Source organism: Romboutsia sp., assembly GCF_051659545.1.
Taxonomy (GTDB): Bacteria; Bacillota; Clostridia; order Peptostreptococcales; family Peptostreptococcaceae; genus JBOFOR01.
Genome location: NZ_JBOFOR010000272.1, coordinates 17429 through 40223 on the forward strand (window position 1 = coordinate 17429; position 22795 = coordinate 40223).

Sequence of the window (22795 nt, forward strand, 5' to 3'; positions counted from 1 at the left end):
TTGCAGATTTTATATGTATTTTTTGTAATTTAAGAAATGAGTGATACACCTTTAGGAGAAATATTTTTTGATGTCAGATTCCATTTTGATCCTAATACTGAAAAATTAACATTAAATCGTATAAAAAGATATACAAAAAAGATAGGAAAAGAATTAGAAAATATTGTAGCAGATTCAACTGCTGAAGGGATGGCTAAAGGTGCTAAAGAAGGAGCAAGAAAAATCGGGAGACATGGGTTTGGGGGCGGAGGATTCGGGTTTCTTACCCCTTTTAACCCAAAAGTAATGGCGGCTTATTTTTCTGCAAGATACATGCATATGGCAATGAATTCTTTATTTAAGATGTTAGACGAGACAATTAAGCAATATTTAATGAAATATCAATATGCAAAAAAAGAAGAAATCACAGATCCTACTAAAAAATCATTCGAATTACTTAAGGCTGTCAAAGAAATAACCCCTACTATGTCAACTAAAACTGCTTTATTTTTAGAAGAAATCACGAAAGGAACTGGATTAAAATCAACAGATATTGCATCTGAATTAAAGAAGATGATTGATGCGAAAAGAGCAGGAACACCAGAAGAAGCATTAAAAAAATACATAGATCTATTGAATTACAATGACGCTGGAAGAACTCTAATGCTACAACCTTTTGGGGGTTCAGAATCTATTGCATCTCAATTCAAGTATTCCAATGTAAAAGAAAGTCTACTAGACTTCTTGTCTGGGAAAGAATTTGAAAGATATGCAGATTCTTTTGAAAAACTGCTAGAGCAATCAGAGGCAATAGAAAAGCAAAAATTATTAGATAAAGCTAGTCTTGTTCAATCTCCATCTTTCAAATATGGGGCTGCTTCTATATATAAAGAAGTAAATGTAGCAGAAAAAAAGAGAAAAAAAAATATTGAGCTTGCAGAATCATTATGGATTAAAAATATTTTAGATGATTTAGAAAAAGATAAAAAAATTCGGGACTATGCAAGAAAAAACCCCAATATAATAGGGAAAATTGGATGGCTTGCTGATTATTACGAAAGTATTAAAGATGAACCCAAAGTAATTGCCACCTTAGAAGCAGTTAATAATACTTTGCTAAAGATACTTGACATAATGTATGACACAGATTCAGCCAGTAAATTTGATAATACTAAAATAGGGTAATATGGGATTAGAAGACTTAACAGTATCAGTATTTCGAGGTTTAAAGCCAAGCAAGGTTAATAATGAAAAATTATTAGAATCATTCAATAAAACTGTCAATTCTTCTATTATGAAAGTTTTATTCGAAGCACTAACATTATGTGTAATACAAGGTGGATTCTCTTTTAATCAGTATTTTGAAACATATACTTCATGGATGTATATTCCTAAATTATGTTTTATCCCATTTCATGTAATGTCTAAAGAGACATATCTGAATTCTTCAGAGATGCATACAAATACACAAGAGATTCTAACCTTCAAGCAAAAAATGCAAGAAAAATATGAAGATATTGATCCAAATAGTCTTAATGATAATTTGCAAACAGTTCTAAATTTAAACACAGAAACTATACCTCAAAAAGGAATTGCAGAATATAAGAATTTTCTGACAATAGAAGCTGAATATTGGATGAGAGACGAAAATTATATAATAGATACACAATTCCTAAAAGTAGGATTTCCTAATATACTAAAATTTTTGAGATGTGCTTTAGATTCATTGCCATATGATATTCCAGTTTATTTTTATTCTGAGAAATCAGGAGGAATATCACTACCATGGATAGCAACTAGAATCATCCCTGCAAGTATAGGAACTACTAATAAGAAAAAAATTGATTCTAAGCAAGTTTATACCCTTCATAAATTTCAATATGATACTAACAGCAAAAATGATAAAATCACATTCCATATTACGTTGCTATCATCGATGTTTGGGCTATATTCATCAGATAATGGATCTGCAAAAGATTCGAGTTCGAAAAACAACCAAGCGAACGAAAAAGCAGGCAGTACAATTGTATCTTAATCGTAAACTAAGCTCAGAGTCTTTGGGCTTACTCTGAGGTTAGAACTCCATCTCAATTCACATATTTCTATATGCTTCGACTTGTACACTAGAGAGGTTGCATTACTATATACTACATCTCCACATTTTGTTACAATCTGATAGAAACTCTTGCTTCTAAAATATGGAACAACAGGCATTTAATATAAAATATTTACTTCCTCCTGAGGCACTGGTTTCCGTGAGTCTTTGATTATGAAAAAATATTTTGGAAAAAGTATCATTCCAAGTATTGATATCCAAACAAATTTAGATTTGCAGATATTAATGCCTAAAATGGATTTATTACAATCTATTGGATATAGATATAATGGATTTAGAAATGATTATTCCATAACTGAACTTGAAGATAAAATCTTTGTTGAAAAAAATATTGACAATCCTATAGAAGATTTCACCTTTAAGTTGAAAGAAGATATCGATTCTGGATTTTATCCTAAATACAAATTACCTGCATTGATCAATGAAGAATTATATTGGAATAATGCAACTCTTCAAGAGTATCAATATTTATATATAAGAAATATTGATATAACTGGATTTAATAATCAGAACTATGAATATCAATATATGTTGGTTTACTCTGATTATTTATTCGACCTTCTATTAAGTAACAACTTTGCTGGCATTGAAACTGAAGGTAATTTTGGGATATTAAAACAAGATGTAGAAACACAATGTGTATTTACAATAGAGTATAATAAATATAATAGAGATATTCTTATATTGAAAATATTTAATGTTTATATAGAGGGATTATTGTGAAATCTAATGTTAGTACGACTCCAATGGTAAAAAAAGATATTTTTATTTATGGGGGAAAATTATTATTCACAACAAAAGAAGAATTTGCTATTCAAGCTCTTACTGTCCCCAATCAGGATTTTCTATATAGCAGCCAAATGGGCATGAGTGATTTGTCATATTTTCAAGGAGAAAATGCTAACAAAATAGCAGAAAAAACATTTAATAATGTCAAAAATGAAACATGTTTTTTTGTTATATTACGTAATAATTATACAACGAAACTCAAGCAGAATGGTATTAGATTAGACAAATTTGACTTATCGTATGAAGGATATAAATATGGAGAAATCACAATCAAGATTGCAGGGGTAAGATTCAGCGAGGTTTATAGATGACAATGGATAGCAGTACAGGAATATGGACTCCGCAAGATATTGATTACTGGCGTACCAAAAATCAAGAAAAACTTAGTCAACATCCGACAATTCCTTTCGATATAAGTGTTGGTGGAGACCTTTTTGTTTTGTTGAGTATGCATGCAGAAGGATTAGTAGCAATGGATGCTATAGCAGGAATAATCCAGACGTCAACTATTCAGAAATTGCAAGAAGAAAAAATCCTGATTGAAGGATCTAAAAGTATTACTCCATCAGGAATGAGAAGTGCATTTTTAAGTTTAGCACCATTAGTCCAGAAATGCTCAGTGATACAAGCAACAGTTGGTAGAGAAGATTGGTATATCTTCCTAGAACTAAACAAGTCATTTGCAATGGTTACAGAACAAGAAAAAGAAATACTATTATCCATGGGTTCTTCAACACAAGGATGTGGTAAATTATCATCAAAATATCAAGATTTAAATACCAAGACTATAGATGGGGATACGGGTGCAACTTCTTTACCTCGTAGTGATATTGTTACAATAGAAGGGGAGGGCATGATAGATGGGTCAAATCAAAAAGTAGGAGTATACACTATTTTAAATGAGATCCAAAAAACTCAAATGCCAAAGTTATTAATTAAAGTAGTTGTATTAGAAGGATTTTATGAAAGTGTACATTATACTACTGAGAGAGTAGACATACTGAATGATTTTAAAGCTAGATTTGTAGAGATACAAGAAATAAAAGTAGATTTCATAAAAATAGATTATACCCCTATTATACATAATGTTAGAAGAGCGGAATGGATGTACGAATTCAATTTTTATGATAATACTGATCCTGAAAATCCTATAATCAAAAACCAAATAGTAGTGAATGAATACGAATATATTACACTTGGAGAAGATGACCCAGTGAAAATATCATTCTATGAACAAGGAACTTATAATCTAAATGGATCATATACAGAAGGAGCTTTGATACAATGAAAAAATATTTTGGAAAAAATATCACTCCAAGATCCATACTATACAAAGAAAGTTATTCATTATCAGAGCTTTTTAGTTTCACTATTATTGATTTGGAACAAGACTGGGAGCCGGCTTATTTAATTGAAGCAAGCATTGATGGGCAAACAATCAAAATTATTCCTTCGTACATAGTTTATTATAACAGAGAAGGCAGGTACATTCCTGCTATGAATGGTGCTAATTACTATTATAATAATAAGGGATATGAAGTATTTGGAAATTTCCAAGCACTAAGTACTTATATTGCAAACTATTGCTTTCAATTTGGAATTTTAAATAAAAATTCTTTTGATATGTTAATCCCACAATATATCGTAGTTTTCGAAGAATCTGTGATAGATGGCGAGACTTCTCTTGATTTATATATTGGAAGTAAAAAAGAATTGTAAACTAATCTCAGAGCAAGCTCAAAGTCTTTGAGCTTAGAACTCCGTCTCAATTCACATATTTCTATATGCTTCGACTTGTACACTAGAGAGTTGTATTGCTATATACTACATCTCCACATTTTGTTACAATCTGATAGAAACTCTTGCTTCTAAAATATGGAACAACAGGTATTTAATATAAAATATTCACTTCCTCCTGAGGCACTGGTTTTCGTGAGGATTTTTCTATGGTGATACAAGCCGAAAGAAAAAATGGAAAAATTAAACAACTTGAATTACCAGATAGTGATTTAACAGCTAATGCTGGAGTAGAAGATTGGAGTGCTACTAATGATAGTAATCCTGATAATGATGGTTGTGTAATCTTTGAAAACTCAGGATCTGATGAAGTAAAAAAAGGAATATATATTCCTAAAAAAAATATAAAAATGGAATCTTATAGAGCATTACTTACTAAATATGATTCCATTCCAAATATTGAAAAAGTTCCAACAGTTGGAACACCTGAAACACTAGTTCCATTATTAGTTTCCGCAGTGAATCAAATTATAGATCAAATCACTGATTTAAAAGATTTTGCTAAAGAAGAATTGAAGAATTTGTAAACTAACCTCAGGGACAAGCCCGTGAGGATTTTTTTATTACTATTATAATCCAACAAAATTAGATACCATTATATAATGGTGAATACAGATACTGAATACGAATATATTACACGAGAGGCATTATATAGGGGGCATAGATTCCCTCAATTTGTTACTGCTTTGCATAAAAATTGGGTTAATATGCCATATACAATGGAAATTGATGGAGAGCAAAAAATAATTCTACCTAGATATGAATTAAAAGAATACATCCAATCATTAAAAGAAGTTGAGTATAGTTTGTATCAAGAAATTGTCAAATTCAAAGAAAGCTTCACTTTAGAAAATGCATCTCCTTTGTTTGCACGTACACTTGGAGATTATTTGCAGTTTATATCAATATTAGAAAATGATTATATCCAAGCTAATGTAATCAAGTCATTTAACGCAGCGTATTCTTATGCTGGCAGTACATTCAGTATTGTGAAGCTAGCAAAGATTATCTTTGGCGAGCAAGTAGAAATATCTTTTTTTTTGGAAGAAACACCAAAAAGAATTGTATTTGGGAATATAACCTTAAAACAAAACAGGATATTATGCACCCCACTCAACGAAGCACTTACAACTCCAGATTTGTATAAAATAGTGGCATCAAATATTTCAGGTATTGCAGAAATAATCCCTGTATTGAATGCATTTTTTCAAAAATTCACAATGGCAAATTATGCAACAGTGTTCGAATTCAATATATAATAAAAATATCGCAAATATGGTATAATATATAATAGTAGATAGTAGCAAAATATATATAATAGTAGATAGTAGCAAAATATGGATATTATTAAAAAAACAAAAAATAATATATCACCGCAACAAGAACCAAGAGATGCAGTAGGAGAAATTACTATTGATGAAATAGTAGACTCTACAGGCGGTCTAGTTACTGATTTGCAACCTGAAGACAGATTGTATATGGAAAAAGTAGTAGATGGTAAATATGAGGCTAGGGCTACTACTGTTGGGAGCATAGTTTCTAAAACAATAGATCAAATAGAGGACGAGATAGTTAGTTTGGTATTTAATTGGGATGTCACAACTGATGGCGTAGATATTGACTGTTTACAAATTCAAATTATTGATAAGAGATACAAAACATTGCATCTGGTGAACCTAAAAATAGGAGACATAATTCACGTATTTAATCTCTCTGAGTCTAATATAAGGAAAATCAGTATCGAACCTACGGAAGTATTCACAGTTACATCAGATATTACATATAACAATAACAGTGCGACAGGGGATAACAATTTGTTAAACAGGTCAACAATACAATCTCCTATTTCTTTTTTTAAAGATGCTAATATTACAGAAATATTTTCTACCAATATTATAATATATAAAGAGATAGCATTGGGAGATGCTACTATTCCTATGTACATGCTAGACGGTGATACTTTTTCAATAGAGTTTTCTGAAGATCTTACGAAAATAGTAGGTTATTTCAATATAGATGAGTTTTTTGTTCCATGGACATATGTTTCTAGTACTGGAGTAGCGACTTTTTTATCGGATACGATGATATTTTGTCTCAAAAACAATGATAACAATGCTTTGTTTACATCTGTTAACTCATCAGCAGTGTACAAGTTGGGTAAGATCTCATCGAATGCACATATAGTCTATAATACCAATACATTACTAGATAGTTTGCACCATATCCCTGTTATAAGCGTGTCAGGCTCGATAAACGGACTGGTAGGTAATAGTATGACGAATTTGATTATACTCTTGAGAAGCTATATAGGCGACTTGAATTCAGGTTCTGTGGATCAGGTAGTTTCAGTATATACTGAGATTGCGAATTTTTATAAAGTTTCTAAATATAACAGTAATTTGACTAAAGAGATCCTACGGGTATATAGAGACTTGATGAATGGTGGGCAAATTGTGACTGAAGAAACTTCCCATACAACTGTTGAGAGCAGAATCAATTGTTTTGGCACGCATGTGCATTTGAGCAAAACATATACTACCACTGCTATAATACAAGGCGGAGAAATTTCGATTTCCAATGGAATATGGGTGCAAACAACGTCTTCCGTCCCGCATGCAATGGGAACAGTAACCTATTTTGAAAAAGGTGAATTTTCTTTCCCAGTTTCTATTAATGAAAAAAATTAGTTCAATTATTTTTAAGAAATAAAATGGTACAACAGAAATTCAAAATAAAATCTAAGAATGCACTGAGCAGTCTAACAGAAAGCGTCCTTAGTTTGGCAAAAAACAATTCTCCTGTTGCAGTATCTCCTAGAGCAGATGCAGTAGGAGAAATTACTATTGATGAAATCATAGAATCTACAGGCGGTCTAGTTACTGATTTGCAACCTGAAGACAGATTGTATATGGAAACAGTAGTGAATGGTAAATATGAGGCTAGGGCTACTACTGTTGGGAGCATAGCAGAGTTTGGTGGAGGTGGTGAATTACCAGATTTAACTGAATATGCAAAGCTAGAAGATTTAGATACAGCAACGAACTTTACAGCAATAAATCCAACACTAGACACACCAGCACCTGAAGTGCTGGATAAAGTTGTTACTGATATAGAAAATGAAGTTAAGACAAACACAACAGCAATAACACATTTAACAGGAAGAGTAACAAATTTAGAAAATAGTGGTGGTGGAGGTGATGTATTTGTAGAACCAATCTATATCCCGATAGTAAGTGCTGATATAAATACAGCAGATCACTCGATTATAGTTGATTTATCTGCATATCCAGACAATACAAGTTTTTGTATAGATGTTGATATTTTAGATACAGAAGCTATTTTTATAATCAATATTATAGGAACAGATGTTTTAAATGGGTTTTTAGAAGAACTTTATTTAAGGGGGAATATAGGGTTTACTGATACTGAAAGTACAAAAGCTACAGATCTTTTTATAGAAGGAGTAAGAATAGTAGGTATTCTAGCAAGAGTTTTAAGACATAGAATAAAGTGCCGATATACAATCAATAATATTGATAACATTTTCTATTATGCAAAATATGATGAAAATGGAGGGTATATTGATGCAATTTATTGTGATAGAAACGAAATAGATGAAAATTTCTTTAGCATAACTGATACAACCACGTTTTTTTTCCCATTAGAACCACTTAAAAAAAAGGGTGGTGTTACGGGATATATACCATATACAGGGCTGGCATATGTGCCGATAACGTTTCTAGGTGTTTTTGAGTATTATCTAGATTGCAGCATGCTAATAATAAATAGTGTGGTGGAACAAAGTAGCGTTGGAAATTACAAGTATGCACAAGATAATGTACAAGATTATCTTTTATTTTATGGAAGAAGAACATATTTGCCAAATATATATTTTCCAAGAGTCCATTCCGATGACATTAAGGTAACAAAAGAATTGATTCAAACGGAGCTTTTATATGCTAGTTTTGAGGCTGTTTCTGGAAATAATGAATTTTCTTTTACTCCATATATGGTAACCGCAATAGGAAGGTTTGGAAAAGTGATGGATGTAGGAAAAATGACTGAGCAGGCATGATAGTATAGTATATAATATGCAATGGAGTATGAGTGAAGAAAAAAGCACACCCATTTGTTAAATGGGTTGGAGGGAAAAGAGGGGTTATAAAAGATTTATTATTACATCTTCCTGTGAATATCAACAATTATTACGAACCATTTGTTGGTGGTGGTGCATTGTTTTTCGAAATAGCAAATAAAGTGAATTATAGCTATATATCAGATCTAAACCCTGATTTAATGATTGCCTACAATGTTATAAAAACAGACCCACACAATTTAATTAATCTACTAAAAATTCATAAAGAAAATCATTCAAAAGAATATTATTATAAAATAAGAGATTTGCAAGAATTATCTTGTCCAATAGAGAATACAGCTAGATTTATTTATTTATTAGCGACATGTTTCAATGGATTGTTCCGAGTTAATTCGGAAAATTATTTTAATACCCCGATAGGTCGGTATAAAAACCCTAATATACTAGACGAAGCAAATATTAATGCTGTGAATCTTATATTGCAGAACACAGATGTAAAATATCAAGATTTTTCAAGGATAATTCCTAATATAGGTGATTTTGTGTATTTTGACCCTCCGTATCACCCTATTAAGGATACATCTTTTACAAAATATATATTTAATGGTTTTGCAGAATACGAACAAATAAGACTTAGAGATTTTATTATAACTTTAATAAAAAAAGGAGTAAATATAATGGTTTCTAATTCTAATACTGAATTTATCAGAGATCTTTACTCTGACAAAGATTTCTTTACAATAGAAAAGATTATTTCCCCAAGGGTAATAAGTTGCAAAAGTAATAATAGAATTCCTATTTGTGAACTTTTAATTACTAATAATTACTAATAATTATGTCAAAAAAGAATATAATTTCAGGAAGAAATGCTAATCAAAATGGAAAATATGTTCAAGATTGTGTCCACGACTTTTTAGACAAAGTATGTGGATATGAATACGTACCACCAAATAAATTTTTAGTTACTTCTAATTCTTTAAGCCAAAAACTATTTACTAGACAATTAGCTATATGTGATAGTATTGATTCACTCAAAGCAGATTTTGTATTATATAACCCAAAATATGGCAAACATGTACTAGATTTGGATTATCCTGTTTTTGATTTTTTCACAGAACTGATAGGGGAAAAATGAAAGAGAATGAATTGCAAGCATTAATAGTATCTGCATTACGGTTTAAAGGGTATTGTGTATGGATGAACTATCAAAATGTAAGACAAGGGTGGGATAATCCTATTGTATATACTATCCAAATGAAAAAACATGGATGGATGAAAGGCATCCCAGATCTCACGGTAATAGGAAGAGAAACAAATGGGAATACTATTATGCTATATATTGAATGCAAATCAGAAAAAGGTGTATTAAGTGCAGATCAAAAACACATACTAAATATAATAAAAGTTCTAGGAATAGAAACAAGAGTAGTCAGAAGTCTCGACCAGATACAAGATTTATTAGATAAAGATATTATTAGGGTTGAAACATTATTATTAGAACAAGATATAGAATATGCTAGAATAGCAAAAGAAAAAGAGGAAGCAAAACAATTAGAAAAATTAAAGAGAAAGGAAGCAAAACAATTAGAAAAATTAAAGAGAAAGGAAGCAAAACAATTAGAAAAATTAAACAAAGATTAGCAATTCATAGAGAAAGTAGGTATCTCTACGGGTGTCGATATGCAATCATTATTATTTAGACATAAAAAGATGCTAAGAGATTAGATAAAATGAGGATAATATCGAGATAATTTCTATATAAAGAATGATATAAAAATTGATAATATACTAGAAATAGTATACTATTATAGATAATACATATGTAATCTATAATAATAATAACTATGACTTCTGACACTGATATAGCAAATACTGGCGAAAATACACCAGTAGATAAAACAGTAAAAATCAAAGAAATACTAGAAGATCCTGAAATAATGAAAGGACTTGCGGAGACATTTATAAATATCCAAAAAGCCAATCAAGAAAAAGAAAGTCAAGAAAGAAAAAAATTGGATAAAAGAGTTGAAATAGAAGCTGATGAATATCGAGAAAAAAAAGAAATAGAAAATAATGCAAAAGCTGAAATATGGTACGATAAAAGAATAGCAGTTACAAGGCTTCCATTCGGGAAAGATAGACAACAAGAAGTCATAAAATCTTCATTGGAATGGCTAGAAACTGAAGTAGAAGAAAATAGAATTTCATATGCTGAAGCATGCAAATTAATGGATTTAGCAATTATTAATGAAGAGTTAGATTTAAATGACAAAATGTTGCAATTTGATCCTAAATACTCTGAGATAAAAGAGCTTTATTCAAGATCTGATTTTAAGAATAGACGTATAGTAAAACCTGAAGTATTAGAGCATGCATACTCTGAGACACTAAAGCAAATGAAAAATCGTGAGTATGAGCATAGTACACAACAAAGGAAAGAGCATGCAAAATATAATTCAAATTATACTGTAGGAGAGCCTGTATACATTACTGATTATAATTTTGGAGATGCAGTAAATATGTCGATCATTGGAGCAAATAGAATTAATCCAATGTTAAAGAATTTAACAAAAGATGAGTATCAAGAGAAATATGCAAAACAATTAGTTGTATTGCGAAAAGATTTAGATGCTGAAAAACCAAGAACGAAACGTAGTTATTAGAAGAGGTGATATGAGTACTTACTATAGTAGTAAAGGTAATTTAGTATATGGCAGACCAGTGCAAGGAAAGCCTGAAGCAAAAGGATTAACCCCTAAAGATGGAGAAGAAGCGGGATTGATAGCAGGTGTACCTGTAGCAAAAGAAGGACTATTAATAGTAGTTGCTCAAGATGCTATTGGTTATTATGGAATAGTAAGAGAACAAACATATATACCAAAGCATAGTTACAGCATTATTCTTCAAGATAGCACAACTCAAACAGTTGTAAGATGTTTAACAGAATCAGGAATCAAAGCGGGTGATTTACTTACTATAGCAAGTGGGAGATACATCAAAGCTGTTGCTGGAGATATTATAGTTGGCATGGCAATGACAGACGCAAGTGCAAATGGAGATGACGATTGTGTAGTGCTAGAACATAATATTTTACGTGGCATGGGGATTCCAACACCAACACCACCAGCATGAGCAGATAGATAGCAGGAAGGAGAGTTCATTCTTATGATATTTTTAATAAAATAAAAGGTAAAATTTATGTTTACAATAACAAATGACGTTATCACATTAAGTGAGTTTACATCAACTATGATGTATGGAAGAGTATTCCCAGATAATGTAAATAGACAGAGTATTTTCAGTGGCACAAAACTAAAAGCAGTAAACGTACTTGATCGTTCTGGGAGTCATTCAATAGTATTTAGTAAAGTTGAATTCCGAGACAATCCATTCGAAGGAATGTATGGAGATAGTAATGCAAAAGTTAATTATACAAACAAAGTAGTAGAAAAAGGTGATACTCAATATGAACTTGCCAATGTTGCTATACAAAAAGGAATGGGGAACATCTTAACTGTTGGTGAGAGTCTAGAAACAACCTCAGATTGGAATTATGACAATATAATGCAAACAATTGATGCTAATCTTGCTGAAGCTTTTTATAAAGCATGTGCATATAGAGCAGTTGTTGGAATAGATCTTGTCCATTTAAAAGGAATAAAACAAACACCTGATCAAAAAGCTGACCCTAAGAGAAATCTTTCATCTTTTTATGATATTGCTACCAACCCTGTAGATGCAGGATTAACAGCGACTATAATAAAAGGTGATTTAGATGGATTAGAAAAAATTACAAGTGAAATAAGAAATTATTTCAGTTTTTCTAATGTCCTATCGGGAAGTCCTAATATATCAAATTTAAATGATGTACTTATTTTAATATCATCCGATATATTAAGAGCTACATTCAAGCAATTTAATGCAGGGTCAGCTCCTTATATGACAATGGAAAGTTTCGTAAAAGAGCAACTACCTGAAGTGCAAATAGTACCATGTGATTTGATTAAAAATACAATGCTAGTAATTGAGCAAAATTATTCAACTTTATTATATGGTAAATTACTTGGCATCAGTGCTTTCCAAAGAGATCAAGATATTGTAAATTTCCGTGTTAAAAACACTATAGGATCTGTGATATGTGAAGACCCTACAAAAGTGATTTTATATAAAGACTTCATGACTGATTCTGCATTAATGAAAAATTCAATGCAAAAACAATCTGCTTCAGATATTGAATTAAAAGCATTGAAGAAAAAATATACTGAAATAGAAAGAAAAAATGAACAACTAGAAGAGAAGATTAACAATTTGGTCGAAAAAAGTTTTGTAAAATAATAGTATGGCAAATAGTGTGAATTTAGATGAATTTGATTTTACAGAAGCAAATATATTATTAAGCTCAGTAAATTCGCCTGCTATATCTAAATATAGTGCTATATTTAAGTTGTTTTCTATCTATTATTATAAAAATATCAAGGATGAAGAATCGACTGTAAATATAAATATTATTGCTCCAATAGAAAATGGAATAGATAGTGGAAATTATATTGATTCTATAAATGTAGCTATATTATATGATGAATTTATACATGGATATATGACTAGTATATATCTTCCTTCTCATGGGTTTTTAGGTGCTATCCTCAACAGAAAAAATGCACCGTTACAAGTTCAAATTCTTTAAGGTAATTTTATGACTTATACTGAAAAACTCTTAATTCTTCCTAAAGATAATGAGACTATTAATACACTTGTAGGAGCTATATCAGAAGTTAGCAGTGGAGGCGGTTCTGCTCCTGATTTGTCTGGATATGCAGAAAAATCAGGGTTGTACAAAGATGCCACAACTCCCGTAGACTTAGAAACTACTTGCCAAAGTTTTGAAACTAGAATCAGTAGTGCGGTAACAAATACTCAATTAACAACAGCATTAGATACATCCACTGCTTTTATGGTATTAGACCCAACTACAAGTACATCTGTTCCATTAGATACTGCACTAGCAAATATAAATGCACCTGCCACAAGAATGAGTGAGCAACAAATAGATGTAATAGCAAAAAAAATAGCAAAAGAAATAGTAGAAAACCCTGATTATTTAAGAATGATAGTTAAAAGTGTAACAGATGTTATCACTACATAAAAAACATGAATGTTAAAGTAAATATTGACTGGGATAAAATAAAAGATAAGGTTGAGCAATACCATTTTCAAGTTGGTGTATTTTCTGAAAATAATGCAAGAGCAAAAGTAAGTCATAAAAAATCTTCATTAACAGAAATAAAAAAACTATCAGCTAAAACTGGCACTCCTGCATATAGAAATATATTTAGATCATCTAAAGGTGAATCAAAAACAACAAACGCCCAATTATTTCAATATGAAATAGAGAAAGGTAGAAATTATATAGTAGACGCTTTTAATAATCCTGCTAATCTTTCAAGAATAATGACAATATTACGTCAATTTAGTTCTCAAAGTAGCAATTTAAACATGCAACAAGCATGTCAAGAATTAGTAAGAATAGTAAGACAATTTATAGAATCAAATCCCTATCGAATGCACAATGCCCCATCAACTATAAAACAAAAGGGACAAGACAAATGGTTTATAGATAGTAGACAAGCACAAATGAGTGTAAGAGCTAGATTTATGTCAAAAGAAACGCTTCTGGCTATATCATGAGTACACAGGGTGAATATTTTGTATTAGCATTAAAATTACAAGAGCAAATTACAAATACATTACAAGAAATGAAACCCGCTAAACCACATAAAGCTATTAATATCATGAATGAATATGAATATAATTCTATATCAGACAAAACAAATCTATACACTTTTTTTTTTGAAATAAAACAGATAGTAAAATTAAGTGATTATAACTATGTAGTAAGTTACACATTACATGAACATGCAACTACAGCAATGACAAACACTCACAGTATAGGAATGTTAATGTCATTAAAAAGGGCAACAACAATAACACAAACAAAAATTAAAGAAGGGTATTTATTTTCAACCCAAGTATTAGAAGATGTTATAGATATTGATGACCCTCTAACAAAAGGTAATGTTGATATAACAATCATAAAAGAAATTGAATTAGATATAGACACATATACTGATATAAGTGATATAGATATAAGTGATATAGAAAATAATACAAAAATAGATAAATAATAGATGAAGTAAAAAAATGTTAAATAGGTATAAAGTTTAAAAGAGTCATACCACACTTACAATTTATAAGTTGCATAGGATGCAATCCTTTGTAAGGTAGATATACAACGACCTCACTAGGTGAGTATGGTACATTTAGCATACCAATACCAACAATAAAAGTCTTGTTATATACTGCAATATGTGGCTTTCTCTTTATAATGGAAAAACTCGGATCCCAACTAGCTTTTTCCCCTTCATATAATCTACAAAATTCCATTAAAGAAAGTAAAGACATATGCTTGACAAATCTATTTGTAAGATTCTTTATTGCTTGAAGTTTTGCAATCTCTTGTAGTTCTTTTTTATATTCAAGTGTTACATCTTTAATATTCTTGATTCTTTCAATTTCTGCAAGGTATATAAGACTGCTATAAATAGCTAAATCTAGTACAACATACTCATGTTGCTTATTATTTGTCATCCCCACTTTTTCAAAAGGTTTATATAATTTACTTTCGTCTTCTTGTTTTAAAGAAGTATCTGCATAATTTTCTGCATTATTAATAATATATGTCGCTACCTTTTTTAAAGGTATACGTGTATTTTTCTCAATGAAAGCATAATTTAATATTCCTAATGCTACCATCCCATAATAGATAATAGCATTATGTTCTAATTGCTTTTTCTTTTTATCTTTCTTTTGTAATTCTAATTTTTCAACTTCATGCATTATTTACTATTTCTTTGAGATGATTTGTTACTATTTTTACTATTATTAGGTTTCTTTTTTATATCTTCAATACTATCTTTGCCATCTTTTTCAACTCCTATCTGTTTTTTGATTTCTGCTTTAGCTTTAGAATCAAGTCCTATTAATTTATCTATCTCTAAACCAATATAATATAATCTCTCATCTGTTTTTAATTCTTCTGGCACTTCTGTATTAAAAATATTTATTTTTTCTCTGATTAATGCATTTGTTTTATATTCTAGCTTTTTATAATCTGCCAATTGACATATTTTACAGAATTGGTGCATGATAGGTAAGAAAAAATTTTCTGCTAGCATCTTTAAAAAGAAATCATATTTTAATTTGTCTTCTTGATTTTCAGAACTCCAACCTTTCTGTTGCGTACCAAACAATACGCTTTGAGGTATACCTGTAACAAACCCTATTGTATTACTTAATAGTTCTAACCCTGTTTTTTCTAATGAACCTGAGTAACTAGTAGTCTGTAAAGAAATATCATATGCGTTTGTTGTAATAATCCCTCCATTTTCTCCATTGACTAATTTTTGGAATGCTTCAGTATATATATTCTTTTCTGATGGCTTCAAATTAAAATATTCATTTGGTGCTTTTACATGTAAAAATTTTGATGTTTCTATTTTATCACTCATATTTTCTAATAGCATTGCCTGTAACCTAAACAATGATTTAAACAATTCATCATAAGAACCGTATTCAGTCGTAATAACAAGCTCTTCATCAAATACCACTTTTTTATTTTTTAATATTGCTGTGTATTCAATCTCCTTTGTACTTGGTGAAACAGTTTTTTGTAATGGCTGTATGCCCAATAATTCCCTTCTTCCTTCTGGGGCTTTGATATATATTTTTTCTTGCGTTTGAGTATTATTATATTCGCATTGAATAGATTTGTCTTTTTCTCCTTTTGCTTTCGTGTCATAATCAGAAAAGACAAATCCGTAATATACTATTCGTTTGCCTGACATTTCATTTGTATATATGTATTGGTTGCTTTCTTTGTTAATAATAGGGCTATCAGTTTCGATAAAACATCTTGTAATAATATCTGTAATAGATACAAAGCTTTCTACATATTTTAATGTCTGTATTGGCAATGTATACATAATATCACGCAAATCGCCCAATCTTTCCCGCTTGATTATAGTATCTTCTCCAATTTCATAATTAGGGTCTTGTACCTGTTCATAACTAAAACCATTGGTTAATACATCCAAACACGCCTTTTCCATCATTTTAGATGATAATTGAAATATTACCTTTTTAAGTGTTGCTGTGTGGGCTGATTCTAACCCAAAAAAATTAATTTTTTCTTGTTCATCTTTATTATAAAAATTATGTACATTATTCTCTTTGTTACTGCTTGATTTATTCCTGTAATCATTATAATCATTTATATTCATATATTATTTATGCCTCTTCAAATAGATTTAAATACTTCTTTATCATCTTCATTAAATCGCTCTGCTCCTTTAATTAACACTCTTAAAGCTGATTCTAACGCATCAGGTGCATCACAATATCCTTTGATTTTTCTAACAACAATATTATTGTTATCTGCTTTCTCTGCAAATCTAAAACTCTTAACTTGATGGAAAAAATCATTCTCACAAAATGAAGACGCTTTTAATACTCCATTGTCAATTAACAATGACATATCAGATATTCTAGATAATTTATTACGACTCTGTAGTAATCCAATGCCTCCATACTTAGAGAATTGGGGTAAGTCTTTCATTCCAACGCCTGCCCCATGCAAATCAAAGTAGAAATTATTAACTTCAAACTCTTCTAATATTTCAATTACTTGGTCGTAGGTCTCATAATATGGCTTTGCAAATAATTTTCCTATAAAATAATAACAATGTGATATAGGTGTGTCATATCTATATGCAATTGCTAGTGCTGTGTAACAACTATTTTCATTTGCTGTATTTGCTAGGTCTAAGAATGCAACACTATAGCATTGTCTAATGATATTTTTATCAAGATAATGCATTGTAAGATTTTTTAATGGCTCATTTTGAGACGCAACCCAGAAACCGAATTTATCCGATAGCTCTGTCTCTTGTATATTGCACTTGCTTATAATGTTAAATGCCTCTTTATCTTCAACCTCTAGATATTCACGTTTCAATAATTTAGTATATAATGCTTCCATATCTTCCGTTGATATGTTAGTGTTCTTACCTTTGTATATATTCTCTTGTAATGCCCAGAAGTCATTTACTCCTTCAAACAGACTTAATGAATCAAGATAATTAAAATGTAATAATGATATTTTACTTTTTGTTCCTAATTTAACCTTTCTATTTTTAATAATATAATCTTTAAAAACCCAGTGACTAGTGCTATTAGGATTTGAATCAAAATATATATTTGCTTTGCCTGCTGACAACCTATCAAAACACTTCTCGAAGTTGATTTTATCGTACTCTGTTATCTCTGTTCCTAACCATCCAAATACAGTTTGTCCTTTTATTTTTGAATATGCATCTGTACGACTTAATCCCAAAAACCAAACAGTAATACCGAATATCTTACAAGATGATACATGCCCACTATCATTAAAACGATCTTTTAATCCTGCTTGCTCAAATATATCATTACTCTCTTGTAAAAAGTGTGCTGATGCTAACCTTTCAGTTGTTGATGTTACTAAGAAGATAGCAGGGCGTCTGTTAGGTATGCGTGAATAATCGTATATATCCTTCAAAGAAGACAATATCATAGCTTTAGTTTTTCCTGCTCTCTTAGCTCCATGTGCTAGGATTATCTGATTTGTGTTTTTAGTCCTATCAAATATAATTTTTTGTTTCTCTGATAGTGTATAAAGACTTTCAAAGTCTATTAATGTATCATCTGTAATATAATACATTGCATCTATTTGTTTTTTAGTATACTTAGTTTCTGCATATTTATTAATAGATGCATAAAAATCGAAACGTTTTAATCTCATATATAATATACCTATACCTTTTTTACTATATCTTTAGCAGTTTTATATACGTCTAATATGGCTTGCTTCTTCTTAGTAATATCTATTTCGTCCTTTGTAGCTTTGTTATTGATATTCTTTAACTCTGATTCCGTAGATTTTATTACTCTCTTAGTTTTGTTTATTAACATCCTATTAAGATTATTGCCGTCTAGCTCTGTAATAATCTCTGATTTTCTTAAATAGACTTCTCCATAACTCAACTCCATAGTGTAATAATCAAGCTCCAATTGCTTTTTTTGCAACTCATTGCGTAATTGCTCGATTTTCTTCTTATCTTTTAGTATATTATCAGTTGATAATGTAGCGTATAATCCTTCCAATTTACCGCTCATCTTAGATAAATCGAATATGTATTTTCCCCCTTGTGTAACGTCGAACATATGGCTATTCTCACTCATAACTTGCTTGAAGTATTCAATTATTTTTTCATCAGTAAGACAATCCTGTATGTTGGTGTATTTGTTTTGTAATGTTGCTTTAAGCTTTTTCTCTGCATCTTTGAAGAAATCACTTTTTACTTTTGTATATCTTGATGCAAATGTTTTTCTCTGTATCTCATCAGTAAAATCTATATCATAGAAGATACATTTAAGCGTAAAGCTATTACTATCATCTCCCATACATTCCTCAAATGTTGGTATTGTATGCTTATTTTTAATAAGTCCCTTGAAGAATTTATTTAATTTATAACTTGCATCATTAGGATTTACTATATTTAAGGCTTTACTTTCAGGGTCGTATTTTTGTTTTCTTCCTCTCTTCTTTCTCACAGTTTCAACAGCGGGCTTATATGTATATTCAGTAATATGATGCTTGATTTTTCTTTTTTTTACTTTGATTCTAGTTACCGTATTTGAACCTTCTTTTATATCTTCATAATTTGGCATTTTGTAATTCAGTTGTAACCAGAATATTTATGCTAATAGTAGCATAGTTCTTGATTAATGATAATCTTTATTTTGATATATATATAGGTAATACTTGTATACTTATTTATATTTTAACTAGTTAGTTTTGATTGAAATATTATTTATTAAGCAATTAGGTATTTCTTAAAAAAAGTGAGTCAAAAAAGAAACAAGAAACAAGAAGAAAAAAATATATTAATAATATACTAAATGGCATATATTAACAATGTACTGTATTTAATAGTATTCGCTATATTAGCAATGAGTATTAATATAATATTAGGTAGTAATTAATATATTAATATGTGTATTATTACATCTATAATAGAGATTAAAATATTTCCGATATTTGTTGCAATTATAAATGATAAATGATATTATTTAATTAATAGAAATTGGAAGATAGAGACGTTTTTGACCTCATCACTATCTTCACATAAGAAGTATAGCATAATTTTCCTCTTTCTAAAAGTTTATTTTTTAACTTATTGAACAGAGGATTTTATGAATCAAGAAAGTCAAAACAGCAAACTCAACAATTTTTTTACATATGACCTATACGATAATGTAGGGCGAGCTAAGAGAGTATTACAGAATATAATTGAATCTTTTGAAGAGAGAAAAGAGGAAGAGAAAGAGGAAGAGAGCATAACAGACAGTATAATATTATATGAAATAACTATTGAAGAAATAGCAAGTGATATATTAGATATAACATATCATCGCGATCCATCTGATCGCAAATATCACGAACAAATAGAAAACATAAAAAGTGAATTAGAATATTCAATAAACAGCAGAGTTCCATATGAGACAACCCCGCTACGTTCAATTGAATATATGGCATATGATGACGCAATGAGTGAAATTATTGATTTGCACCTAAATAATAAAGATATTACAAAATCAGAGCATTATAACAATGTATTAGATTTCTTAGTGAAGAAGATTTATATAAGAGGATTTTAATATGAGCAAACTAAAAACAATATTTAACAAAGAAGTAATAGACTTCAAGAAGTAATAGACTTCTTTGTTGAATCAGAAAAATTCAAAGATGAAAGATTAATGAATGCTATAGTGTATTACGAGGAGTTGTTAAATCTCTTTTGTGAGATGTTGGAATGTGAATATTCACCATTTTGGCAAGGTGAACTACCCAAAGGTCTTTAGCCTTTGGGTTTTAACGGCGTTTGATATAAATAATCTTTTTGATAACTTGGTAAATTGCTTTTATAGGGATTCCTTGAAAAAGGAGTCAAATTTTTTAATAAGAAGAATGAGAGTAAAATTGTGACTAAATTTTACTCCTATTCTTTTTCACTTTGAATCATACTCTTTTTCAGTTTTTCTAGTGAATGATCTTCACTAGGGTAAAAGTGAATTATGTCTGATATATGTTTTTGCCCAACATCGATAATAGTGTTCACCCCTAAGATTTTTAGAAATTTCATCATCATCATTTCACTAAAAGAAGATTTAGGAGATTGGTTTTTTATCTGACTAATTTTAGGTTGATCAAGGTCTAAGATCTTTGCTAAATATTTCTGTTTCCACCCTTCCTTTAGTATCACTGACAAAGTTTTAGACAATTCTTGTCTTAAACTTTTTTTGATGTGCATTACCATGTTCAAATGTACGATATCACTTTGTAAAAGTCGTTCTGATATCTCGTTATCTTCTTTTAAAGTCATACTCGATATATAAAATATCTATTATATGGCAGTAAAAAAAAATACAATAGCTTTTTATTAATTATTTTTTAATTAGTAAATAGGGTTATAAATATAGTAAATTTACTGTATATATACTATATTTTTGATGCTTTTTTATTTCTAAATTAGTATAAGTCAGATTCACAAATATACTAAAAATATAAATTAATAAAAAAAAGTAAATATATATATAAGTAAATATATTATTGGATAGAAATGTGTTATGTGCTATAATTGATATCAAGAAGGAAAGCTAAGCGTCTTCAAAATCAGTTAGCTTCCACATAAGGTATATGTTATACCTTATTGGTAAATTTGTAAACATATATAAGCTTTCTCTTCTTGTGCATAATGATTGAAGAGGTAAAAAATGAACAAAGAAAATAATTCATGTCCTTTTGAGAAGTTTAACAAAGGTTTAGTCGAAGGAATAGAAATCGACGGAATACGCATTTACAATAAAAAGTTTTGTCCTTCTGAAGAAGGCTTAGTAGAAATAAAATGTGAATACAGTTATATATATGATCCAAGCGAAATAATTTTTATTAGTCAATTTTTAGAGGACATGTCGCTTGAAGCAAAAAAATTGGAACTTACACTGTCTGATTTGTTAGACATCATCACGAAGCATATTGTAGATCGGTTTTACCATATTGAATTAGAGGAAGGAGAGAACTTATATGTTAGTGAAAAAGAGTATGAAGATGTATATTATGCATGCATCACTCGGATAATAAAAAATTCCATTAGGGAGGGAGTGAATGACTTGTATCCAAACTTCATGGCTTATATTAATTTAATAGAAGAAGAGGTCAAGAAACCTGAATATAAGAAGAAGGACGTTAAATATTATCAGTATGTCAAGTATGTTAAAAAGACAGTAAAGGCAGTATACAACGATTTGTTAGAAGTATTTTTTGTGAGAGGTAGGGATCTGTAATATAAAAAATAGTGAATAACTTTGAATTTTTGTGATATTTTTTATACTTATTTTGATATAATACAAGTAGGTTATGAGGGTTGTGAATAATATATTTACCCTTGTAACCTGAGAGTTTTCTATTATTCTATAACCATTTATAACCTAAAGAATTATTTTTTGGATTTTGCAATGGAACTTGATTACGTAAAAATCAAAGCTCTATCAAAAAAAAATGTGGAGGATGAGAATATGGAACACGATTACAAAAGTCACAATGTAGTATACCCAATGGCATCATATGGATCAAACGATGGTGGTTTTGGAGGAAACAATTTTTTGGGTCTTTTGATAGCTTTAGGGCTAGTCGATAGAAATGGGAATAGAACTAGTCAGCACGCAACTCAGGAACAAGTACAGCATCTAGCTACAACTACAGGACTTAGTGAGGTTGCTATCAAGAATAAATTAGACGGAATGCAAATATCTATTTGTGAGCAAACATCTGCACTGAAAGATTCGATATACAATTCCTCTACTGC

General features: G+C 29.9%; 28 protein-coding genes. 23 read left to right on the forward strand and 5 right to left on the reverse strand.

Features of this window, described 5'->3' with window-relative positions:
• Positions 1 to 36: 36 nt before the first annotated feature.
• From ACRC03_RS15690 to ACRC03_RS15785, 20 genes are all read left to right on the forward strand, one after another.
• Complete coding sequence (locus ACRC03_RS15690; RefSeq protein WP_438653536.1) at positions 37 to 1164, forward strand: hypothetical protein; 1128 nt, start codon at positions 37 to 39, stop codon at positions 1162 to 1164.
• Position 1165: 1 nt separating this feature from the next.
• A complete protein-coding gene (locus ACRC03_RS15695) occupies positions 1166 to 2014 on the forward strand; it encodes a hypothetical protein (RefSeq protein WP_438653537.1) in 849 nt (282 codons plus the stop codon).
• Positions 2015 to 2248: 234 nt separating this feature from the next.
• A complete protein-coding gene (locus ACRC03_RS15700) occupies positions 2249 to 2818 on the forward strand; it encodes a hypothetical protein (protein ID WP_438653538.1) in 570 nt (189 codons plus the stop codon).
• Positions 2815 to 3195, forward strand: coding sequence for a hypothetical protein (locus ACRC03_RS15705; RefSeq protein WP_438653539.1), 381 nt, complete (start codon positions 2815 to 2817; stop codon positions 3193 to 3195). The genes ACRC03_RS15700 and ACRC03_RS15705 overlap by 4 nt, the downstream gene beginning before the upstream one ends.
• Complete coding sequence (locus ACRC03_RS15710; protein WP_438653540.1) at positions 3192 to 4172, forward strand: hypothetical protein; 981 nt, start codon at positions 3192 to 3194, stop codon at positions 4170 to 4172. The genes ACRC03_RS15705 and ACRC03_RS15710 overlap by 4 nt, the downstream gene beginning before the upstream one ends.
• Entirely contained in the window at positions 4169 to 4603 is a 435-nt protein-coding gene (locus ACRC03_RS15715; protein WP_438653541.1) for a hypothetical protein, read from the forward strand. Before ACRC03_RS15710 ends, ACRC03_RS15715 begins: the two co-directional genes overlap by 4 nt.
• A gap of 227 nt (positions 4604 to 4830) precedes the next feature.
• Positions 4831 to 5208: a hypothetical protein gene (locus ACRC03_RS15720; RefSeq protein ID WP_438653542.1), complete on the forward strand. Its 378-nt coding sequence runs from the start codon at positions 4831 to 4833 to the stop codon at positions 5206 to 5208.
• 75 nt (positions 5209 to 5283) lie between these two features.
• Positions 5284 to 5940, forward strand: coding sequence for a hypothetical protein (locus tag ACRC03_RS15725; protein WP_438653543.1), 657 nt, complete (start codon positions 5284 to 5286; stop codon positions 5938 to 5940).
• A 78-nt stretch (positions 5941 to 6018) separates the two neighbouring features.
• Positions 6019 to 7368, forward strand: coding sequence for a hypothetical protein (locus tag ACRC03_RS15730; RefSeq protein ID WP_438653544.1), 1350 nt, complete (start codon positions 6019 to 6021; stop codon positions 7366 to 7368).
• A 92-nt stretch (positions 7369 to 7460) separates the two neighbouring features.
• A complete protein-coding gene (locus ACRC03_RS15735) occupies positions 7461 to 8756 on the forward strand; it encodes a hypothetical protein (RefSeq protein ID WP_438653545.1) in 1296 nt (431 codons plus the stop codon).
• Between the two features lie 32 nt (positions 8757 to 8788).
• Entirely contained in the window at positions 8789 to 9607 is an 819-nt protein-coding gene (locus ACRC03_RS15740) for a DNA adenine methylase (protein ID WP_438653546.1), read from the forward strand.
• Between the two features lie 5 nt (positions 9608 to 9612).
• On the forward strand, positions 9613 to 9912 hold the full coding sequence (locus tag ACRC03_RS15745; protein ID WP_438653547.1) for a hypothetical protein: 300 nt from the start codon (positions 9613 to 9615) through the stop codon (positions 9910 to 9912).
• Positions 9909 to 10418 carry a VRR-NUC domain-containing protein gene (locus tag ACRC03_RS15750; protein ID WP_438653548.1) on the forward strand — a complete coding sequence of 170 codons (510 nt, stop codon included), beginning with the start codon at positions 9909 to 9911 and terminating at the stop codon, positions 10416 to 10418. Before ACRC03_RS15745 ends, ACRC03_RS15750 begins: the two co-directional genes overlap by 4 nt.
• A gap of 203 nt (positions 10419 to 10621) precedes the next feature.
• Positions 10622 to 11440 (forward strand): hypothetical protein, encoded by an 819-nt coding sequence (locus ACRC03_RS15755; RefSeq protein WP_438653549.1) that lies wholly within the window; start codon positions 10622 to 10624, stop codon positions 11438 to 11440.
• A 10-nt stretch (positions 11441 to 11450) separates the two neighbouring features.
• On the forward strand, positions 11451 to 11909 hold the full coding sequence (locus tag ACRC03_RS15760; protein ID WP_438653550.1) for a hypothetical protein: 459 nt from the start codon (positions 11451 to 11453) through the stop codon (positions 11907 to 11909).
• Positions 11910 to 11975: 66 nt separating this feature from the next.
• The gene (locus tag ACRC03_RS15765) at positions 11976 to 13112 is read left to right on the forward strand and encodes a hypothetical protein (RefSeq protein WP_438653551.1); all 1137 of its coding nucleotides are present in this window, start codon (positions 11976 to 11978) and stop codon (positions 13110 to 13112) included.
• A 4-nt stretch (positions 13113 to 13116) separates the two neighbouring features.
• Positions 13117 to 13461 carry a hypothetical protein gene (locus ACRC03_RS15770; protein ID WP_438653552.1) on the forward strand — a complete coding sequence of 115 codons (345 nt, stop codon included), beginning with the start codon at positions 13117 to 13119 and terminating at the stop codon, positions 13459 to 13461.
• Between the two features lie 9 nt (positions 13462 to 13470).
• Positions 13471 to 13920: a hypothetical protein gene (locus tag ACRC03_RS15775; RefSeq protein WP_438653553.1), complete on the forward strand. Its 450-nt coding sequence runs from the start codon at positions 13471 to 13473 to the stop codon at positions 13918 to 13920.
• A gap of 5 nt (positions 13921 to 13925) precedes the next feature.
• Positions 13926 to 14462 (forward strand): hypothetical protein, encoded by a 537-nt coding sequence (locus tag ACRC03_RS15780; RefSeq protein WP_438653554.1) that lies wholly within the window; start codon positions 13926 to 13928, stop codon positions 14460 to 14462.
• Complete coding sequence (locus tag ACRC03_RS15785; RefSeq protein ID WP_438653555.1) at positions 14459 to 14959, forward strand: hypothetical protein; 501 nt, start codon at positions 14459 to 14461, stop codon at positions 14957 to 14959. The genes ACRC03_RS15780 and ACRC03_RS15785 overlap by 4 nt, the downstream gene beginning before the upstream one ends.
• A 19-nt stretch (positions 14960 to 14978) precedes the next feature.
• On the opposite strand, the gene ACRC03_RS15790 is transcribed toward ACRC03_RS15785, so the two are convergent.
• From ACRC03_RS15790 to ACRC03_RS15805, 4 genes are read right to left on the reverse strand one after another with little or no spacing between them, the layout of a single operon-like run.
• The gene (locus ACRC03_RS15790) at positions 14979 to 15671 is read right to left on the reverse strand and encodes a hypothetical protein (protein ID WP_438653556.1); all 693 of its coding nucleotides are present in this window, start codon (positions 15669 to 15671) and stop codon (positions 14979 to 14981) included.
• A complete protein-coding gene (locus ACRC03_RS15795) occupies positions 15671 to 17113 on the reverse strand; it encodes a hypothetical protein (protein ID WP_438653557.1) in 1443 nt (480 codons plus the stop codon). The genes ACRC03_RS15790 and ACRC03_RS15795 overlap by 1 nt, the downstream gene beginning before the upstream one ends.
• A gap of 17 nt (positions 17114 to 17130) precedes the next feature.
• Complete coding sequence (locus ACRC03_RS15800) at positions 17131 to 18669, reverse strand: phage terminase large subunit (RefSeq protein ID WP_438653558.1); 1539 nt, start codon at positions 18667 to 18669, stop codon at positions 17131 to 17133.
• An 11-nt stretch (positions 18670 to 18680) separates the two neighbouring features.
• The gene (locus ACRC03_RS15805) at positions 18681 to 19598 is read right to left on the reverse strand and encodes a hypothetical protein (protein ID WP_438653559.1); all 918 of its coding nucleotides are present in this window, start codon (positions 19596 to 19598) and stop codon (positions 18681 to 18683) included.
• A gap of 525 nt (positions 19599 to 20123) precedes the next feature.
• On the opposite strand from ACRC03_RS15805, the gene ACRC03_RS15810 reads away from it, so the two are divergent.
• On the forward strand, positions 20124 to 20588 hold the full coding sequence (locus tag ACRC03_RS15810; protein WP_438653560.1) for a hypothetical protein: 465 nt from the start codon (positions 20124 to 20126) through the stop codon (positions 20586 to 20588).
• Between the two features lie 341 nt (positions 20589 to 20929).
• On the opposite strand, the gene ACRC03_RS15815 is transcribed toward ACRC03_RS15810, so the two are convergent.
• Complete coding sequence (locus ACRC03_RS15815) at positions 20930 to 21313, reverse strand: XRE family transcriptional regulator (protein WP_438653561.1); 384 nt, start codon at positions 21311 to 21313, stop codon at positions 20930 to 20932.
• Between the two features lie 391 nt (positions 21314 to 21704).
• Between ACRC03_RS15815 and ACRC03_RS15820 the strand changes: the two genes are divergently transcribed.
• Both ACRC03_RS15820 and ACRC03_RS15825 read left to right on the forward strand, forming a co-directional pair.
• Positions 21705 to 22274 carry a hypothetical protein gene (locus ACRC03_RS15820; RefSeq protein WP_438653562.1) on the forward strand — a complete coding sequence of 190 codons (570 nt, stop codon included), beginning with the start codon at positions 21705 to 21707 and terminating at the stop codon, positions 22272 to 22274.
• 231 nt (positions 22275 to 22505) lie between these two features.
• On the forward strand, positions 22506 to 22795 hold a 290-nt coding region (locus tag ACRC03_RS15825), incomplete at its 3' end, for a hypothetical protein (RefSeq protein ID WP_438653563.1).

Excerpts from the sequence above, each read along its gene's own strand:
- ACRC03_RS15690 (WP_438653536.1), top strand. The coding sequence starts at position 37 with ATGAGTGATACACCTTTAGGAGAAATATTTTTTGATGTCAGATTCCAT.
- ACRC03_RS15695 (WP_438653537.1), top strand. The coding sequence starts at position 1,166 with ATGGGATTAGAAGACTTAACAGTATCAGTATTTCGAGGTTTAAAGCCA.
- ACRC03_RS15700 (WP_438653538.1), top strand. The coding sequence starts at position 2,249 with ATGAAAAAATATTTTGGAAAAAGTATCATTCCAAGTATTGATATCCAA.
- ACRC03_RS15710 (WP_438653540.1), top strand. The coding sequence starts at position 3,192 with ATGACAATGGATAGCAGTACAGGAATATGGACTCCGCAAGATATTGAT.
- ACRC03_RS15715 (WP_438653541.1), top strand. The coding sequence starts at position 4,169 with ATGAAAAAATATTTTGGAAAAAATATCACTCCAAGATCCATACTATAC.
- ACRC03_RS15720 (WP_438653542.1), top strand. The coding sequence starts at position 4,831 with ATGGTGATACAAGCCGAAAGAAAAAATGGAAAAATTAAACAACTTGAA.
- ACRC03_RS15725 (WP_438653543.1), top strand. The coding sequence starts at position 5,284 with ATGGTGAATACAGATACTGAATACGAATATATTACACGAGAGGCATTA.
- ACRC03_RS15730 (WP_438653544.1), top strand. The coding sequence starts at position 6,019 with ATGGATATTATTAAAAAAACAAAAAATAATATATCACCGCAACAAGAA.
- ACRC03_RS15745 (WP_438653547.1), top strand. The coding sequence starts at position 9,613 with ATGTCAAAAAAGAATATAATTTCAGGAAGAAATGCTAATCAAAATGGA.
- ACRC03_RS15750 (WP_438653548.1), top strand. The coding sequence starts at position 9,909 with ATGAAAGAGAATGAATTGCAAGCATTAATAGTATCTGCATTACGGTTT.
- ACRC03_RS15755 (WP_438653549.1), top strand. The coding sequence starts at position 10,622 with ATGACTTCTGACACTGATATAGCAAATACTGGCGAAAATACACCAGTA.
- ACRC03_RS15760 (WP_438653550.1), top strand. The coding sequence starts at position 11,451 with ATGAGTACTTACTATAGTAGTAAAGGTAATTTAGTATATGGCAGACCA.
- ACRC03_RS15765 (WP_438653551.1), top strand. The coding sequence starts at position 11,976 with ATGTTTACAATAACAAATGACGTTATCACATTAAGTGAGTTTACATCA.
- ACRC03_RS15770 (WP_438653552.1), top strand. The coding sequence starts at position 13,117 with ATGGCAAATAGTGTGAATTTAGATGAATTTGATTTTACAGAAGCAAAT.
- ACRC03_RS15775 (WP_438653553.1), top strand. The coding sequence starts at position 13,471 with ATGACTTATACTGAAAAACTCTTAATTCTTCCTAAAGATAATGAGACT.
- ACRC03_RS15780 (WP_438653554.1), top strand. The coding sequence starts at position 13,926 with ATGAATGTTAAAGTAAATATTGACTGGGATAAAATAAAAGATAAGGTT.
- ACRC03_RS15785 (WP_438653555.1), top strand. The coding sequence starts at position 14,459 with ATGAGTACACAGGGTGAATATTTTGTATTAGCATTAAAATTACAAGAG.
- ACRC03_RS15790 (WP_438653556.1), bottom strand. The coding sequence starts at position 15,671 with ATGCATGAAGTTGAAAAATTAGAATTACAAAAGAAAGATAAAAAGAAA.
- ACRC03_RS15795 (WP_438653557.1), bottom strand. The coding sequence starts at position 17,113 with ATGAATATAAATGATTATAATGATTACAGGAATAAATCAAGCAGTAAC.
- ACRC03_RS15800 (WP_438653558.1), bottom strand. The coding sequence starts at position 18,669 with ATGAGATTAAAACGTTTCGATTTTTATGCATCTATTAATAAATATGCA.
- ACRC03_RS15805 (WP_438653559.1), bottom strand. The coding sequence starts at position 19,598 with ATGCCAAATTATGAAGATATAAAAGAAGGTTCAAATACGGTAACTAGA.
- ACRC03_RS15810 (WP_438653560.1), top strand. The coding sequence starts at position 20,124 with ATGAATCAAGAAAGTCAAAACAGCAAACTCAACAATTTTTTTACATAT.
- ACRC03_RS15815 (WP_438653561.1), bottom strand. The coding sequence starts at position 21,313 with ATGACTTTAAAAGAAGATAACGAGATATCAGAACGACTTTTACAAAGT.
- ACRC03_RS15820 (WP_438653562.1), top strand. The coding sequence starts at position 21,705 with ATGAACAAAGAAAATAATTCATGTCCTTTTGAGAAGTTTAACAAAGGT.